Origin of the sequence: Bradyrhizobium sp. S3.12.5 (genome assembly GCF_040548225.1) — a bacterium.
Taxonomy (GTDB): domain Bacteria; phylum Pseudomonadota; class Alphaproteobacteria; order Rhizobiales; family Xanthobacteraceae; genus Bradyrhizobium; species Bradyrhizobium cytisi.
In genome coordinates this window covers 33,122-48,900 of the sequence record NZ_JBEPRF010000002.1, presented here as the reverse complement: position 1 = coordinate 48,900, position 15,779 = coordinate 33,122, and the positions used below count along the sequence as shown (strand labels likewise).

Annotated in this window: 14 protein-coding genes and 1 riboswitch; of the genes, 9 read left to right on the top strand and 5 right to left on the bottom strand. The window is 66.4% G+C overall.

Annotated elements, in window-relative coordinates; all coding sequences use genetic code 11:
- Together ABIC09_RS02440 and dapD are read left to right on the top strand one after the other, a co-directional pair.
- The gene (locus ABIC09_RS02440; RefSeq protein ID WP_354108295.1) at positions 1-1,695 is read left to right on the top strand and encodes a ShlB/FhaC/HecB family hemolysin secretion/activation protein; all 1,695 of its coding nucleotides are present in this window, start codon (positions 1-3) and stop codon (positions 1,693-1,695) included.
- Positions 1,696-1,915: 220 nt separating this feature from the next.
- Positions 1,916-2,887 (top strand): 2,3,4,5-tetrahydropyridine-2,6-dicarboxylate N-succinyltransferase, encoded by a 972-nt coding sequence (gene dapD, locus ABIC09_RS02435; RefSeq protein WP_354108294.1) that lies wholly within the window; start codon positions 1,916-1,918, stop codon positions 2,885-2,887.
- Positions 2,888-2,905: 18 nt separating this feature from the next.
- Here dapD and bluB read toward each other — a convergent pair whose 3' ends face one another.
- From bluB to cobU, 3 genes are read right to left on the bottom strand one after another with little or no spacing between them, the layout of a single operon-like run.
- Positions 2,906-3,538 (bottom strand): 5,6-dimethylbenzimidazole synthase, encoded by a 633-nt coding sequence (gene bluB / locus ABIC09_RS02430; RefSeq protein ID WP_354108293.1) that lies wholly within the window; start codon positions 3,536-3,538, stop codon positions 2,906-2,908.
- A gap of 3 nt (positions 3,539-3,541) precedes the next feature.
- The gene (gene cobS / locus ABIC09_RS02425; RefSeq protein WP_354108292.1) at positions 3,542-4,327 is read right to left on the bottom strand and encodes an adenosylcobinamide-GDP ribazoletransferase; all 786 of its coding nucleotides are present in this window, start codon (positions 4,325-4,327) and stop codon (positions 3,542-3,544) included.
- On the bottom strand, positions 4,324-4,827 hold the full coding sequence (gene cobU / locus ABIC09_RS02420) for a bifunctional adenosylcobinamide kinase/adenosylcobinamide-phosphate guanylyltransferase (RefSeq protein WP_354108291.1): 504 nt from the start codon (positions 4,825-4,827) through the stop codon (positions 4,324-4,326). Before cobU ends, cobS begins: the two co-directional genes overlap by 4 nt.
- Positions 4,828-4,948: 121 nt before the next feature.
- Here cobU and cbiB point away from each other — a divergent pair, with 121 nt between their 5' ends.
- Positions 4,949-5,890, top strand: a complete 942-nt coding sequence (cbiB, locus tag ABIC09_RS02415) for an adenosylcobinamide-phosphate synthase CbiB (RefSeq protein WP_354108290.1) — start codon at positions 4,949-4,951, stop codon at positions 5,888-5,890.
- Between the two features lie 11 nt (positions 5,891-5,901).
- On the top strand, positions 5,902-6,867 hold the full coding sequence (cobD, locus tag ABIC09_RS02410; RefSeq protein ID WP_354108289.1) for a threonine-phosphate decarboxylase CobD: 966 nt from the start codon (positions 5,902-5,904) through the stop codon (positions 6,865-6,867).
- Here the strand turns inward: cobD and ABIC09_RS02405 are convergent.
- Positions 6,856-8,304, bottom strand: a complete 1,449-nt coding sequence (locus ABIC09_RS02405; protein ID WP_354108288.1) for a cobyric acid synthase — start codon at positions 8,302-8,304, stop codon at positions 6,856-6,858. The two genes, cobD and ABIC09_RS02405, sit on opposite strands and share 12 nt — an antisense overlap.
- 40 nt (positions 8,305-8,344) lie before the next feature.
- Positions 8,345-8,980, bottom strand: coding sequence for a cob(I)yrinic acid a,c-diamide adenosyltransferase (gene cobO / locus ABIC09_RS02400; RefSeq protein WP_354085832.1), 636 nt, complete (start codon positions 8,978-8,980; stop codon positions 8,345-8,347).
- Between the two features lie 40 nt (positions 8,981-9,020).
- Positions 9,021-9,240, top strand: a riboswitch (cobalamin riboswitch).
- Positions 9,241-9,336: 96 nt separating this feature from the next.
- On the opposite strand from cobO, the gene ABIC09_RS02395 reads away from it, so the two are divergent.
- The 5 genes from ABIC09_RS02395 to ABIC09_RS02375 are packed head-to-tail and all read left to right on the top strand — an operon-like array spanning position 9,337 to position 15,779.
- Positions 9,337-9,711 carry a DUF1636 family protein gene (locus ABIC09_RS02395; RefSeq protein ID WP_148755512.1) on the top strand — a complete coding sequence of 125 codons (375 nt, stop codon included), beginning with the start codon at positions 9,337-9,339 and terminating at the stop codon, positions 9,709-9,711.
- Positions 9,708-10,742 carry a cobalamin biosynthesis protein CobW gene (gene cobW / locus ABIC09_RS02390; protein ID WP_354108287.1) on the top strand — a complete coding sequence of 345 codons (1,035 nt, stop codon included), beginning with the start codon at positions 9,708-9,710 and terminating at the stop codon, positions 10,740-10,742. Before ABIC09_RS02395 ends, cobW begins: the two co-directional genes overlap by 4 nt.
- The gene (gene cobN, locus ABIC09_RS02385; protein ID WP_354108286.1) at positions 10,742-13,990 is read left to right on the top strand and encodes a cobaltochelatase subunit CobN; all 3,249 of its coding nucleotides are present in this window, start codon (positions 10,742-10,744) and stop codon (positions 13,988-13,990) included. Before cobW ends, cobN begins: the two co-directional genes overlap by 1 nt.
- Positions 13,987-15,150: a precorrin-3B synthase gene (gene cobG / locus ABIC09_RS02380; protein WP_354108285.1), complete on the top strand. Its 1,164-nt coding sequence runs from the start codon at positions 13,987-13,989 to the stop codon at positions 15,148-15,150. Before cobN ends, cobG begins: the two co-directional genes overlap by 4 nt.
- Positions 15,150-15,779, top strand: a complete 630-nt coding sequence (locus ABIC09_RS02375; RefSeq protein WP_354108284.1) for a precorrin-8X methylmutase — start codon at positions 15,150-15,152, stop codon at positions 15,777-15,779. Before cobG ends, ABIC09_RS02375 begins: the two co-directional genes overlap by 1 nt.

The window sequence follows — 15,779 nt, the reverse complement described above, 5'->3', positions numbered from 1 at the left end:
ATGCGGGTTCTGGGGGCAGCACTCGGGATCGGGCTCGCAGCATCGAGCATCGTGGCCGCGCGCGCGCAGGTGCCATCGATCAATCCCGGCGCGATCCAGAACGACATCGACCGGCAACGCCGCCAGGTCGAACAGCAGAGCGAGCCACCCAAGCTGAACGGTCCGGCCGTGATCGGCGGCGCACGTGAAAAGTCGCCGCTGCTGAAGCCGGGCGGCCCGAAGTTCCGCCTGCGCAAGCTCGAATTCGACTCATCCAAATTCATCACGCCGGCCGAGCTCGACGAGGTCGCGAAGAAATATGTCGGCAAGAACGTCGACATCGCGACGCTGCTGCAGATCGTCGCCGATATCAATGCGATCTACACCGAGCGCGGCATCGTGACCGGCATCGCGACCCTGCCCGATCAGGATCCCAAGGACGGGGTGGTCAGGATCAAGCTGACCGAAGGCCGGCTCCAGAAGACGACCATCGAGGGCAACAAGCAGACCCGCACCGACTACATCCTCCAGCGCGTCAAGGAGCCGGAAGCCGAGGTCCTCGACGTTCCAAAACTCAATCGCGACGTGACCTGGTTCAACCGGACCAACGACGTGCAGATCAAGGCGCTGCTCCAGCCCGGCGCGAGCTTCGGGCTGACCGACCTGCAGTTTGCGGTGATCGAGCCGCCGGTCGATACCTGGCAGCTCTTCGTCGACAATCAGGCCGCGGAGAATACAGGCCGCTGGGAAGGGGGCACCTTCTACAAGCGCCACGGCCTGTTCGGCGTCGACGACCGGCTGACCTTTTACGGCGTCCGTTCCGACGGCAACCTCAACGGCAACGTTGCCTACAGCGTCCCGGTCACCCCCTGGGGCGGCCGCGCCGGCGTCAGCTATACCGAAGGCAAGATCAAGATTATCGACGGACCCTTCGTCGCGCTCGACGTCACCGGGCGGTCGAGCCAGGCCGCGGTCAATTTCAGCCAGCCGGTCTGGGTAACGCAGAACTGGCTGGTGCTGCTCAACGCCGCCGAGACCGAGGGTAAGACGGTGAGCCGCTTCTCGTCGGTCGCGGTGACCGACGACCACTACGACAAGGCCACGGCCGGCGTCTCCGTGACCAATTCCGGCAACACCTATTCGATCACGGTCTCGCCTGCCGTCAACTACATCGAATGGCAGGACCACGTGCTCGGCAACAATCGTACGTTCAACACCTATACTGGCACGATGCTCGCGACCAGCACCGCGGGACCCGCCAATTTCAGCACCAACGTGCTCGCAAGCTGGCAGTACACGCAGGAGAAGCTGCTGCCGGGCGACCAGATCTTCACGATCGGCGGTCCCACCACCGTGCGCGGTTATCCGACCAACGCCGCGTCGGGCGACAGCGGCTATTACTTCAACGCCGAGCTGCACTACAACTGGTCCCAATGGCTTAGGGGATTTGACACCTACATCTTCACCGATTGGGGTGCGGTGTACTCTACATTCCCCGGCGTCACGGAACTGGGCTCGGTCGGCGTCGGCTTCTCCTGGACGTATGCGCAGTTCATGACGTTCGAGGCCAATTACGCGACGCCGCTGAAGATGGCGGTCTCGACCCAGCATCACTACGAGGCCTATGGCCGCGTCATCTTCCGTCCGCTGCTGATGTTCGAGAAGCAGCAGAGCGCCACGCCCGTGGCGGCCGTTGCCGGCAAGAGCAAGTCGTAGGACGGGTTGCCTCTCTCTCTGACCGCGACAAATTGCGAAGCAATTTTGCGCTGGCGCGATGAAGCAATCCAGATCAGGACGCGGACGCATTAAGCCGCAGCCTTATTCTGGCTGACGCGAGTCCCCCGCTGAATCCGTCGAAAATGAACCCAAAGCGAGTTGCCAATTCCAGGGGAACTCGCGTATGCACTATGTGTCGGGTCGTAGGTGAGCAATTCAAATGACGATGGAGCTGAGGGGCGCGAGAGGCGAGGGATTTGCGACGGTGACCGCCGACGGTCGCGTGCTGGATTCCTGGTTCCTTCAGCTGCGCCTGGTTGAGGAGGCCGGCAAGTCGGCAACGGTGCTGCTGACGAAGGACGAGATCAAGAGGTCGCTCGGTGAGTCGGCAGACGGATACGCGCGGCACGACGACGTCCGCAACGCCGGTATCGTTGCAATCCAGACAGAAATTGACTCTCTTGCATCCGCGCCGATTGATGTGCACGACGCATATCTTCGCCTCCATCTCCTGAGCCACCGGCTCGTCCAGCCCAATTGCCTGAACCTCGAGGGAATTTTCAGTCTGTTGCCTAACGTTGCCTGGACCACCCTCGGGCCCTGTGAATGCCCTCGTGTACCGGAAGCACGAATCCTCGCACGAACGCGGGCCCTGGCGTTCGAGGTGACAGGCGTGGATAAGTTCCCGCGCATGACTGACTATGTGACGCCTGCGGATGTGAGAATTGCAGATGCGGATCGCGTGAGGCTCGGAGCCTACCTGGCTCCGGGCACGACCGTCATGCATGAAGGCTTTTGCAATTTCAATGCAGGTACGCTCGGCCCCTGCATGGTCGAAGGGCGGATCAGCGCCGGTGTGGTTGTGGGTAGTGGCAGCGACGTTGGCGGCGGAGCCTCGATCATGGGCACTCTGTCCGGAGGAGGCAAAGAGAGGATTACAGTCGGTGAGCGCTGCCTGATCGGAGCCAACGCCGGTATCGGCATTTCATTGGGTGACGATTGTATCGTCGAGGCGGGTTGTTATGTCACGGCAGGCGCGCGCATCCTTCTGGAGGACGGCCGCGTGCTGAAAGCCAGAGAGCTCTCAGGCGAGAGGGGCCTGCTTTTTCGTCGTAATTCCCAGAGCGGCGCTCTTGAGGCAACCAGGCGTACTCCAAATTGGGACGGCCTCAACTCGCAGCTTCACGGCTAGGTCCGAGACGCAGCTCGCTTAGCGCCGCAGCGTGAATTCGTCTGCACCCCGCCGGTGCTCCCAATTCGCCCGCTCGAGCTCGGGCTGATCGCACTCCGCCTCGGGATAGCCGATGCAGAGATAGGCGATGAATTTCCAGGACGCGGGCACGTCGAGCACGCCGCCGATGCGCTCCGGATTGAGGATCGAGACCCAGCCGAGCCCGATTCCCTCGGCGCGTGCGGCGAGCCACATGGCGGTGATCGCCGCGACCACGGAATATTCTGTTGTCTCCGGCATGGTCGCGCGGCCGAGGCCGTGGCCGATCTCGCTGGCCTTGTCCGCGAATATTGCGAGATGGCGAGGTGCCTGTTCGAGCCCAGAGAGCTTGAGCGCGGCATAGCGCGCGGCGCGCTCGCCGGAGTAGCAATTCAGCGCGTCGGCGTTGCAGGTCCTGAAATCGTCGATCACGGCGCGGCGCCGTACCGCATCATCGACGGTGACGAAGCGCCATGGCTGGCTCAGGCCGACCGATGGCGACAGGCAGGCCGTCTCGATCAGCCGCTCCACGGCGCCGTCGGGCAGCGCATCGGTGCGAAAGCGGCGCACGTCGCGGCGCCACACGAACAGCTCGCGCAATTGCAGGCGGAAGGCGTCGTCGAACTCGACCATCGATCATCCTCCCGCATGAAGGAAAGCTGCGGCCACCAGCAGGATCAGGATCTCGCCGGCCTGCTCGAAAGCGCCGAGGATGTCGCCGGTCTGCCCGCCGATCTGACGGATGGCAAGCTGCGCCACGATCAGCCCGGTGAGCGAGAGCAGGACCAGGCCGACCAGCGCCTTGGCCGGTCCGAGCGCAACGGCGAGGGCGAGCGTTCCAACAGCGAAGGCGATCGCCACGCTGCGGCCCGGCGGCGATCCGGCGCGCGCGGAGAGCCCGTCGGGACGCGCAGGGGCGACCAGCGACATGAAGGCCGGCACGCCGGCGCGGGCCGCAGCGTGGGCCGAGCACAAAGCCAGCATCACGGCCCATGGATCGGCGATTGCGGCGAGCGCACTCCAGCGCAGGCCGAACGACAGGATCAACGCACAGACGCCATAGCTGCCGATTCGGCTGTCGCGCATGATCTCGAGCTTGCGCTCGCGCGTCCGTCCGCCGCCGAGGCCGTCGGCGGTATCTGCGAGCCCGTCCTCGTGCAGCGCGCCGGTGATGAGGGTCGTTGTCGCCAGAGCGAGCAGGGCGGCCATGCCTGGTGCCAGTCCCAGTCTGCTCGCAAGCGCATAGGATACTGCGCCTGCAAGGCCCACCAGCAATCCCGCGATCGGCAGCGCCCAGGTCGCGCGCGCGATGTCACCGTCGCCGGCCGGCTTTGACGATGCCACCGGCACGATCGTGACGAAGGACGCCGCGATCCTGAGATCGGCGACCACGTCTTTCAGAATGGCGGCGCGCGGCATCATTTCAGTTTCAACGGCAGGCCGGCAACGACGAGCTCGACTTCGTCAGCGGCCGCCGCAACGGTCTGGTTCATGATCCCGGCGGCGTCGCGAAAGCTGCGCGCCAATGCATTGTCGGGCACGATGCCGAGGCCGACCTCATTGGTGACGAAGACCACCGGGCTGCTGAGCCGGGGCAGGGCGGCGGCGAGTTCGGTCACCTCGCGCTCCCAGTCGCGCGCCGCATGCATCAGGTTGGAGAGCCACAGCGTCAGACAGTCGACGAGCCGCGCGCCGCCGCCATCGGTTGCGACCAGCGCGGGCACGAGATCGAGCGGCACCTCGCGCTCGATCCAGTCGGTTCCGCGGCGCGCGCGGTGTTTTGCGATGCGCGCCTCCATTTCCGCATCGAGCGCCTCGGCCGTCGCGACATAGACCGGCTGCCCGGGGAAGGCGCGCGTGCGCGTTTCCGCACGCTTGCTCTTGCCCGATCGCGCTCCGCCCGTGATCAAGATGACGGCCATGAAGGTCTCCTGTGGGCCTGACTAATCACCAATCGTGGCCAAAGACAAAGCCGAAATCAGGCACCCGGGGGCTTGCGCTCGCCGCTCGCTTTGCGCAACAGGGGCGGGACAGGAGGCCAGTGTGGGTTTTGCGGGCGCGATGGTGGTGGCGATGGCGGTGGATGCCTTGCTGGGCTGGCCGTCAAAGCTGTTTGCGCGGATCGGCCACCCCGTGACCTGGCTGGGCGGGCTGATCGCCGCCATCGATGCCGGCTGGAATCGCGAATCTGACCCGCCGGCGCTCCGCCGCGCTGCCGGCATCGCCGGCGCGCTTCTGGTGATTGCGCTCGCGGTTGCGCTCGGCTGGCTGCTCCAGTCCTTGCTTCCCCCGAGTTGGATCGGAATCGCGCTGGCCGGCATCCTGGCCTGGCCGCTGGTGGCGCTACGTTCGTTGCATGATCATGTCGCCGCGGTCGCGAGTCCCCTGCTGGGCGGCGACATCGCCGCGGCCCGCGCGGCGGTCTCGCGCATCGTTGGTCGCGATCCCGCCGCGCTCGATGAAGCCGGCATCGCGCGCGCGGCGCTCGAGAGCCTTGCGGAGAATGCGTCCGACGGCATCGTCGCGCCGGTGTTCTGGGGTGCGCTGTTCGGCCTGCCCGGTATTTTGGGCTACAAGGCGATCAACACGCTCGACTCCATGATCGGCCATCGCAACGAACGGCACGAAGCCTTTGGCTGGGCCGCGGCGCGCATCGACGACGTCGCGAATTTCATTCCGGCGCGTCTGACCGGCTTTCTGTTCGTGATGCTGGCGCCGCGACGAGCCGCTGCGCTGTCGTGCATGATGCGCGATGCGCGCCGTCATCGATCGCCCAATGCCGGCTGGCCGGAGGCGGCGATGGCGGGAGCGCTCGGCGTGCGGCTCAGCGGCCCTCGCATCTATCACGGCAGCATCACCGACGAGCCCTGGCTGAACGGAGGCGCGCGCGATCCGCTTGCGGCCGACATCGGCGAGGGATTGACCGTCTACCGTCGGGCCATGCTGCTGCTCGCGGGGCTCCTTGCGATCCTGGCCTGCGCGTGAAAGAACAGGGCATGCGCGAGCACGGTGGAAATCTTGATCTGGCCCGGCAGCGTTTTGGCGGACGCGCAGAGGATTGGATTGATCTGTCGACCGGAATCAACCGGCTCACCTATCCGGTGGGCGAGATCGCCGCGCATCATTGGCAGGCGTTGCCGTCGCGGTCCGAGCTCGACGCCCTGCTTCAGACGGCCCGGCATGCCTATGGCACGAGCGCGCCGATCGTTGCGATGGGCGGCGCACAGGCTGCCATTCAATTGCTCCCGCAACTCGCGCCGCGCGGCCGCGCGCGCATTCTCGCGCCGACCTACAACGAATATGCCGCCGTTCTGTCGGCTGCGGGATGGGAGGTCGAGGAGGTGAGGGCGCCCGACGCGCTGGCGGGGGCGAACCTTGCCATCGTCGTCAATCCCAACAATCCCGACGGCCGCCGTTATGCGCCGAAGGATCTGCTCGCGCTGTTGCCGCGCGTCGGTCACCTCGTCATCGACGAGAGTTTTGCGGACGGCATTCCCGAGCTCTCGCTCGCTTCGGAAGCGGGGCGGCCGGGGCTGCTGATCCTGCGCTCGTTCGGAAAGTTCTATGGTCTTGCCGGCCTGCGGCTCGGCTTCGCGATCGGTCATGCGGATGACGTCGGCAGAATCGCGGCGGCGTCAGGTCCATGGCCGGTGTCGGGCGCGGCGATCGCGATTGGCTGCCGCGCCTTGCGCGATGACGCCTGGGCCAAGGCGACGTCAGCGCGGCTTGCCCGCGACTGCGTTCGCCTCGACGACATCGCGCAGTCGCAAGGCTGGCGGCTGGTTGGCGGTGCGCCCCTGTTTCGCCTCTACGAGGCGCCGGATGCGCGTGCCGCGCAGGACAAGCTCGCGCGTGGCCAGATCTGGTCCCGCGTCTTCGCGCAAAACCCGACATGGCTGCGCCTTGGGCTTCCGGGCGCTGAGGCCGAATGGTTGCGCCTTGCCGAGGTCCTAGCGCGCTAACGCGAGGAGGCCTTCGACGTCGAGATGCTTTTCGATGTGATCGGCGAGTGCGTCGAGCGCGCTCTCGACCCTGGCGTGATAGGGCTCGTCGCCCGCGGGAATGTCGAGCTTTGCAAGGAATGCCCTGCGAAATGCGTCCGACGTAAAGAGGCCGTGCAGATAGCTGCCTTGCACGCGCCCATCGCGTGAGATCGCGCCTTCGGGCTCGCCGTTCAGTTTGGAGAACGGCCGCGCGCGATCAGGTCCATCGGTGCGACCGATGTGGATCTCGTAGGCCTGGACCGGCTGATCCGTCGCCGCATGGACCGCCGTCACACGCGTCAGCGTCTTCTGCGGGCTCATCACAGTTTCCACATCCAGCAGGCCAAGGCCCGGCGTGTCGCCCGCGGGCCCCTCAATGCCATCAGGGTCGGCGACGCTGCGTCCGAGCATCTGATAGCCGCCGCAGAGGCCGAGCACATGACCGCCCCTGCGGTGATGCGCGAGCAGATCGATGTCCCAGCCCTGTGCGCGCAGAAAGGCGAGATCGCCGCGGGTGGATTTTGAGCCGGGGATGATGACGAGGCTGACATCGCCCGGGATCGCTTCGCCCGGACGCACAATCACGAGATCGACACCCGGCTCGAGCTTCAGCGGATCGAGATCGTCGAAATTGGCAATCCGCGACAGCCCGAGGCAGGCAATCTTGCACTGGTCTGGCTTGCGCGCGTCGCTTAAGCCCAGCGCATCCTCGGCCGGCAGCTCGCCGGCGCGCGCGAACCAGGGCAGCACGCCAAGGCCGCGCCATTCGGTCTTCGCTTCGATCAGCCTGTAGCCGTCGTCGAACAGCGTGGGATCGCCGCGGAACTTGTTGATGACAAAACCCTGGATCATCGCGGCATCGTCGGGGTCGATCACCGTCTTGATGCCGACGAGCTGCGCGATGACGCCGCCGCGATCGATGTCGCCGACCAGCACGACGGGCACGTCGGCCTTGCGCGCAAAGCCCATATTGGCGATGTCGGCCTTGCGCAGATTCACCTCGGCCGGACTGCCGGCGCCTTCGACCAGCACCAGATCGGAGCGCGCCTTCAGCCGCTCAAAGCTCTCCAGCACCGCGCCCATCAAGGAAGGCTTCATCGCCGCGTATTCGCGTGCACGCGCGGTCGCGATGCGCTTGCCCTGCACGATGACCTGCGCGCCGACATCCGTCTCGGGTTTCAGCAGCACCGGGTTCATGTCGGTGTGCGGCTCGACGCCGGCGGCGAGCGCCTGCAGCGCCTGGGCGCGGCCGATCTCGCCACCATCGATGGTGACGGCGGCATTGTTCGACATGTTCTGCGGCTTGAACGGGAGCACGCGGAGTCCGCGGCGCGTGAAGGCGCGCGCGAGACCGGCGACGATGAGCGATTTGCCCACGTCCGAGCCGGCTCCCTGGATCATCAATGCGCGCGCCATGGTTTTTTTAAGAGCTTGGTTTTTTCAGAGCTTGGTGTCTTCAGAACTCGACGCCGGCCTGCGCCTTGATGCCGGAGCGGAACGGATGCTTCACCAGCGTCATCTCGGTGACGAGATCGGCGATCTCGATCAGCTCGTCCTTGGCGTTGCGCCCGGTGAGCACGACATGCGTCATCGGCGGTTTCGAGGTCTTCAGGAAATCGACGACCTCCGCGATGTCGAGATAGTCGTAGCGCAGCGCGATGTTGATCTCGTCGAGCACGACCATGCGCAGATTGGAATCGAGAATCAGTTCCTTCGCCTTGTCCCAGCCGGCGCGCGCGGCCGCGATGTCGCGGGCGCGGTCCTGCGTCTCCCAGGTAAAGCCTTCGCCCATCGCATGGAACTGGCAGAGCTCGCCAAAATGGCCGGTGAGCAGGCGCCGCTCGCCGGTATCCCAGGCGCCCTTGATGAACTGCACGACGGCGCAGGGGAAGCCGTGGGCGACGCAGCGCACGATCATGCCGAAGGCGGAGGAGGACTTGCCCTTGCCGGCACCGGTATGGACGATGATGAGGCCCTTTTCGCCGCTCTTGGTCGCCATGATCTTGTCGCGCGCGACCTTGATTTTCGCCATCTTCGCGGCATGCCTGGCGTCGGCTTCCGCGGCCGTTTTTGTATCCGGTTCAGGCGTCATCGTACCCGGTCCTTCGGCTTGACAAGAGGCGGCCGGGGGCAAATGGTGACCCGGCGTTGGTTCCTGTCCTATGACAGGCGAAGAGGGAATGCGATAGGGTCCGAATCGGCAAGATTTGGGTCCAAACTGCAGCCGCCCCCGCGACCGTGACCGGAGAGATGCCCAAAGCCACTGATCCTACTTGCGGATCGGGAAGGCGGGGATCGAAGGGGAAACCCTGCTCCGCAAGCCGGGAGACCTGCCAGCGCGGACGATTCTTGAACCGGCGGACGGGGTGTTCCGCGACGGGGAAACGGGCCTTCGCAAGAACGGTTCGTGTGCCTCTTCGCCTCCCGCAGATACTTCTGGAAGAGGCGATGACCGTTACACTTCACGTCTGCATCACCTGCCGTGCCGGCGAGACGCCGAGCGAAGGCGAGGCGACACCCGGCAAGCGCCTGCATGGAGCGATCCTCGAGGCCGGCGTGCCCGACGGCGTCAATGTGGTTCCCGTCGAATGCCTGTCTGCATGCAGCCAGGGCTGCTCGGTGGCGCTCAGCGCGCCCGGCCGCTGGTCCTATGTCTATGGCCGGCTGTCGGATGCCAACGCGCAGGACGTGGTCGCGGGCGCTGCCGCCTATGCCGCCGCGCCCGATGGCCTCGTGCCGTGGCGCAGCAGGCCTGAGATCTTCCGCAAGCAGTCGCTTGCCCGCATTCCCCCCATTGCCGTGTTGCCGGAGGCCGCCGAATGAACTCGCTCGCAAAAGTCCCTGTGACGGTGGTCACCGGCTTTCTCGGCTCCGGCAAGACGACGCTGATCCAGCATCTGCTCGCCAATCCCAACGGCAAGAAGCTCGCCGTGCTTGTCAACGAGTTCGGCAGCGAAGGCGTCGACGGCGAGATCTTGAAGTCCTGCGCGGATGCGAACTGCCCCGAAGAGAACATCGTCGAGCTCGCCAATGGCTGCATCTGCTGCACCGTTGCGGATGATTTCATTCCGACCATGGAGAAGCTCTTGGCTCGCCCGGTGCGGCCCGATCACATCCTGATCGAGACTTCGGGGTTGGCGCTGCCAAAGCCGCTGCTGAAGGCGTTCGACTGGCCGGAGATCCGCTCGCGCATCACGGTTGATGGCGTGATCGCGCTCGCCGATGCCGAGGCGGTCGCCGCCGGCCGCTTTGCGCCGGATCCGGCTGCGGTCGAAGCGCAACGTGCGTCGGACGACAATCTCGATCACGAGACGCCACTGTCGGAAGTGTTCGAGGACCAGATCGCCTGCGCCGACATCGTGCTGCTGACCAAGGCCGATCTTGCGGGCGCAGCCGGCATTGAGGCCGCCAAGGCGTTGATCACCGCCGAGATGCCGCGCCGCGTACCGATGCTGCCGGTGACCGACGGCGCGATCGATGCGCGCGTCATCCTTGGCCTCGGTGCTGCCGCCGAGAACGATCTCGCCGCGCGCCCCTCGCATCATGATGGCGAGGAGGACCACGAGCACGACGATTTTGCCTCCGTCGTGATCGATCTTCCTGAGGTCACTGACATCGATGCACTGGTCGCATCGGTCCAGAAGCTGTCACGTGAGCAGAACGTGCTGCGCGTCAAGGGCTACATCGCGGTCGCGGGCAAGCCGATGCGCCTGCTGCTGCAGGCCGTCGGCGAGCGTGTGCGGCATCAGTTCGACAAGCCCTGGGGCGCGGGTCACAGGCAGTCAAAGCTCGTCGTGATCGGCGAGCACGGCGATATCGACGCGGCCGCGATCAAGGCGGGATTGGGAGTCTGATGCACGTCGTCTTCCGCGAGAGCCGCGGTCTCGAGGAGACCGCGACGCCAAGGGACATCGGCCAGGACCCGGCCGATCTCGTGGTGCTCTCGTACTCGGATTCCGACCTCGCGGCGTTCGCGGCCGGCTGGCGCCGCGGCCGCACCAGCCTGCCGTCGCTGCGGCTGGCGAATCTCGCGGAGCTCCGTCATCCGCTCTCGGTCGACACCTATATCGAGCGCACGTTGTCGCGGGCGCGCGGCATCCTGGTGCGGCTGATCGGCGGTGAGTCCTATTGGCCGTACGGGCTGGCGGCGCTGCAGCAGCTGGCGAAGGATCGCAACATCGTGCTCGCCGTGCTGCCGGCTGATGGTCGTGACGACACGCGGCTCGATGCCTATTCCACCTTGCCGGTCTCAACACTGCGCCGGCTGAAAGTGCTCTGCGACACCGGCGGCCCCGTCGCCGCGCAAGCCGCGATCGCGCAACTCGCGCTGGCATCTGGCCTATACGCCGGGCCGGTCGTCGGCGAGATGACCGTTCCCGAGATGGGCTTTTACGATCCCCCACGCGGCGTCATCGGCGCGCCGGTGCCGAGTGAAGGGAAGCCACGCGCGCTGGTGACGTTCTATCGCTCCTATCTCACGGCTGCCGAAACCGGTCCGGTCGATGCGCTGATCGCGGCGCTGCGCGAACAGGGGTTTGACGCTCACGGCGCGTTCGTCACCTCCCTGAAGGCCGCAGGCGTTGCGGATTGGCTGAGGACGTATCTCGCGAACAATCCTCCGGCGGCGATCGTCAATGCGACGGCGTTCTCGGCGATGGGGGACGACGGCACGACGCCGTTCGATGCCGCGTCATGTCCGGTGTTCCAGGTCGCGCTCTCATCGGCGCGACGCGAGGACTGGGCGGAATCGCTGCGCGGCCTGTCGCCGGGCGATCTTGCGATGCATGTTGTGCTGCCCGAGGTCGACGGGCGCCTGTTCGCGGGCGTGGTGAGTTTCAAATCGGCTGCGATGCGGGATATCGATCTGCAATTTTCGCATCTGGCTCATCAGCCGGATCAAGAGCGCGTGGGAGCCGTCGCCGCCCGCGTGGCGGCCTGGCGGCGGCTTGCGGAGACGCCGGCTGCCGAGAAGCGGCTGGCCATCGTGCTCTCGAACTATCCCGGCCGTCCGCACCAGATCGCGCATGCGGTCGGTCTCGACGCGCTCGCCTCGGTCGAAGCGCTGGTGTCCGATCTCACTGAAGCCGGCTTCGATGTTCCGCCAGTTGAAGCGCTGGGCGCGACACTGCTCAAACAGCAATTGACCTGGAGCGTCGCCGAGTACCGCGTGGCGCTCTCGCGCCTCCCGCAAAGTTTGCAGGACGATCTCGCACAAGCCTGGGGGACGCCGGAGAACGATCCGAGCTGCCGCGATGGTGCGTTCCACTTCGCTGCGATCCAGTGCGGTCACTCGATCATCGCAGTCCAGCCCGAGCGTGGCGACGCGACCACGCGCGATTCCGACTATCACGATCTCGCCCGTACGCCGCGCCATGCCTATGTCGCGTTCTATCTCTGGCTCCGGGAGCAGGAGATTGATGCCGTCGTGCATATGGGCGCGCATGGCACGCTGGAATGGCTGCCCGGGAAATCCGTGGCGCTGTCGTCGCGCTGCTGGCCGGAAGCGCTGATCGGCGCTCTGCCTGTCATCTATCCCTTCATCGTCAACGATCCCGGCGAGGCCGCACAGGCCAAGCGCCGCATCGGTGCCGTCACTATCGGCCATCTGCCGCCGCCGCTTGAACAATCTGCGGTACCGGAAAGCCTGCGCCGGCTTGAACGTCTGCTCGACGAATATTCGACCGCTGACGGTCTCGATCCCGCCCGCCGCCAGCGCCTGATCGCTGCGATCCGCGACGAGGCGCGCACGGCAGGCCTCGAGGACGATCTCGGCCTGGATACCTCGGCCGCGCCGGCCGAAGCGATCCCGCGGATCGATCGCTTCGTCTGCGATCTCAAGGAAAGCCAGTTCGGCGATGGCCTGCACGTGTTCGGCCGCGGCGTCTGTGGCGAGGCCGAGCGGGACGGGTTGCGTGCCGCGCTCGCGGGCCAGCGCGTGGCGCCGGGCCCGTCAGGCTCGCCCTATCGCGGACGCCAGGACGTGCTGCCGACGGGACGCAATCTCTTCGCCGTCGATCCGCGCGCGGTGCCGACGCCCTCGGCGCATGCGCAGGGGATAAAACTCGCCGAAGAGCTGCTGCGTCGTCATCTTCAGGATCACGGCGACTGGCCGAGAGGCCTTGTCGTCGATCTCTGGGGCTCGGCGACGATGCGCACCGCGGGCGAGGAGTTCGCGATGGCGCTGCATCTGGCCGGTCTCGCGCCACACTGGGATCACGCCTCCGGCCGGGTTACCGGATACGATATCGTCGCGCCGGTCGAGCTCGGCCGTCCCCGCATCGATGTCACGCTGCGGGTATCTGGCCTGTTCCGCGATGTGTTCGCAGGCCTTGCGCAATTGTTCGAGGCTGCCACCGAGGCGCTGGCGTCGCGCGAGGAGGAGGGCGAGGAGAATCCCTATCGCCACCGCGCCTCGCGCGTGTTCGCGCCGCGCCCCGGACAATACGGCGTCGGCCTCTCGGCAATCCCCGATGCCTTCACGCCCGAGACGCGCGACGCCGCGGGCGAAGCCTGGCTGTCGGCATCGTCCTGGGCGTTCTCCGCCGATGGCGAGATCAAGCCGGATCGCGCCGGCATCGAGCAGCGGCTCGCCTCCGCCGATGCTTTCGTTCACGTCCAGGATCTGCCGGAAACCGATCTGCTGCTCGCCGCCGATTATGCAGCGCATGAAGCCGGGATCGCCGCAGCCGCAGCACATCTCGGTGCGGCGGGGCCATCGCTCTATCACCTTGACACAACGCGACCCGAGCAGCCGCGTGCGCGCACGTTGACCGAAGAGATTTCGCGCGTGGTCCGTGCGCGCGCGGCCAACCCGGCCTGGATCGCCGGCATGATGCGCCACGGTTTTCGCGGTGCCGCCGAGATCACCGCGACGCTGGAGCACATGGCCGCCTTCGCCCATCTCGCTGATGCCGTGCCGCCGCATCTGTTCGATCTCTATTACGACGCGACGCTCGGCGACGCTGACGTCCGTGCCTTCATGGCCCGCGAAAATCCGTCGGCGCTCGCCGCGATGGAGACCTGCTTCACGCGGCTGCACGAGGCCTCGCTCTGGCGAACGCGCCGCAATTCGATTGCGGCTGCACTGAAGGAGGCGTCATGAGCGCGGCTTCGGTGAAGGGCTGGTGTCCTGGCGCGCTGCGGCCGATGCAATCGGGCGACGGGCTCGTGGTCCGCGTGCGCCCGTTCGGCGGTCGGCTCGATGCGGCACAGACCTCCGGGCTTGCGCATCTCGCCGAGCGCCACGGCAATGGCCTGATCGACGTGACCAGCCGCGCCAATCTTCAGATCAGGGGCGTCACCGACACCAGCCACCGGCTGCTGCTTGACGGTCTTGCGCAACTGACGCTGCTCGACCCCGACGCCGACACCGAATCCCGGCGCAACATTCTGGTCACGCCGTTCTGGCGCGATGGCGACGAGACCCAGGCGCTTGCGGCCGAGCTCGAAGAGGTGCTGGCGGACTCGATGCTCGAGCTTCCGACGAAATTCGGCTTCGCCATCGATGACGGCAAGTCACGCGTGCTCGCCGGCAATTCCGCGGATGTGCGGATCGAGCGTGATGCTGCAGGCGGTCTCATCGTGCGCGCGGACGGCGCCAGGCTCGGCCGCAGCGTCGCGCGCGGCGAGGCTGTGACGACCGCACTCGCTTTCGCAAGCTGGTTCGTCGCCTCCGGTGGAGCCAGCGGCGGGCGCGGGCGCATGGCAAAGCATCTTGCGGCTGGCGCGGAATTACCTGAGCTGCTGCGCAGCGAGGCGGAGCCGGCGCCCATCATGGCGGCAGCGCGCCCCGGCCTTTATCCGCAAGGAGCCATGGTCGGCGTCGCCTTCGGGCAGATGCCGCATGCGACGCTCAATCGCTTGTCCGGCTGCGGGCATGCACTGCGGATGACGCCATGGCGCATGGTCTTGAGCGAGGGCAAGCGGACGATGCCGACCGCTTCCGGCCTGATCACCGAGGCCTACGATCCGGCGCTCCGCGTCATTGCCTGCAGCGGCGCGCCGCGCTGTCGCGAGGCGCATGCCGACACGCGCGCACTTGCTGCGGCGCTGGCACCGAACATCGGCGCGGCCTCGCGGCTTCACGTCTCGGGCTGCGCCAAGGGCTGCGCCCATTCCGGCACCGCCGCGATCACGCTGGTTGCGACAGGCGCAGGATTCGATCTCGTGCGCGGCGGGTCGACCCGCGATGAGCCGATCCTGCGCGGGCTCGACCGCGATGATATCGTTCGCGATCCCTCCATCCTGATGGGAGGGCACTGATGCCGCATACTTACGAGACCGACGGCGCCGCGATCTACCGGCAGTCTTTCGCGACCATCCGGGCCGAGGCCGATCTGGCGCGTTTCACGCCTGATGAGGAGCAGGTCGTGGTACGGATGATCCATGCCGCCGGCATGGTGGGTCTCGAGGCGCATATCCGCTTCACGCCTGATATGGCGACCGCCGCGCGCGCAGCGCTGCAGAAGGGCGCGCCGATCCTGTGCGACGCGCGCATGGTCTCGGAGGGAATTACGCGCGAGCGATTGCCTGCGGCCAACACCGTGATCTGCACGCTCGGCGACGAGACTGTTCCGGCGCTGGCGCAATCCATGCGCAACACACGGTCGGCCGCGGCGCTGGAACTGTGGCGCCCGCATCTCGACGGTGCGATCGTCGCGATCGGCAATGCGCCGACGGCGCTGTTTCATCTTCTCAATATGCTGGAGGACCGCGACTGCCCGCGGCCTGCGGCGATCATCGGCTGCCCCGTCGGCTTCGTCGGTGCGGCCGAATCCAAGGCCGCATTGATGGCCGATCCGCCGGTGCCGGCGTTGACGGTCGAAGGCCGGCTCGGCGGCTCCGCGATGACGGTCGCCGCCGTAAACGCGCTCGCAAGCCGGAGCGAATAG

Coding starts and splice junctions, on each gene's coding strand:
- ABIC09_RS02440 (WP_354108295.1), top strand. CDS start 1: ATGCGGGTTCTGGGGGCAGCACTCGGGATCGGGCTCGCAGCATCGAGC.
- dapD (WP_354108294.1), top strand. CDS start 1,916: ATGACGATGGAGCTGAGGGGCGCGAGAGGCGAGGGATTTGCGACGGTG.
- bluB (WP_354108293.1), bottom strand. CDS start 3,538: ATGGTCGAGTTCGACGACGCCTTCCGCCTGCAATTGCGCGAGCTGTTC.
- cobS (WP_354108292.1), bottom strand. CDS start 4,327: ATGATGCCGCGCGCCGCCATTCTGAAAGACGTGGTCGCCGATCTCAGG.
- cobU (WP_354108291.1), bottom strand. CDS start 4,827: ATGGCCGTCATCTTGATCACGGGCGGAGCGCGATCGGGCAAGAGCAAG.
- cobD (WP_354108289.1), top strand. CDS start 5,902: ATGCGCGAGCACGGTGGAAATCTTGATCTGGCCCGGCAGCGTTTTGGC.
- ABIC09_RS02405 (WP_354108288.1), bottom strand. CDS start 8,304: ATGGCGCGCGCATTGATGATCCAGGGAGCCGGCTCGGACGTGGGCAAA.
- cobO (WP_354085832.1), bottom strand. CDS start 8,980: ATGACGCCTGAACCGGATACAAAAACGGCCGCGGAAGCCGACGCCAGG.
- ABIC09_RS02395 (WP_148755512.1), top strand. CDS start 9,337: ATGACCGTTACACTTCACGTCTGCATCACCTGCCGTGCCGGCGAGACG.
- cobW (WP_354108287.1), top strand. CDS start 9,708: ATGAACTCGCTCGCAAAAGTCCCTGTGACGGTGGTCACCGGCTTTCTC.
- cobN (WP_354108286.1), top strand. CDS start 10,742: ATGCACGTCGTCTTCCGCGAGAGCCGCGGTCTCGAGGAGACCGCGACG.
- cobG (WP_354108285.1), top strand. CDS start 13,987: ATGAGCGCGGCTTCGGTGAAGGGCTGGTGTCCTGGCGCGCTGCGGCCG.
- ABIC09_RS02375 (WP_354108284.1), top strand. CDS start 15,150: ATGCCGCATACTTACGAGACCGACGGCGCCGCGATCTACCGGCAGTCT.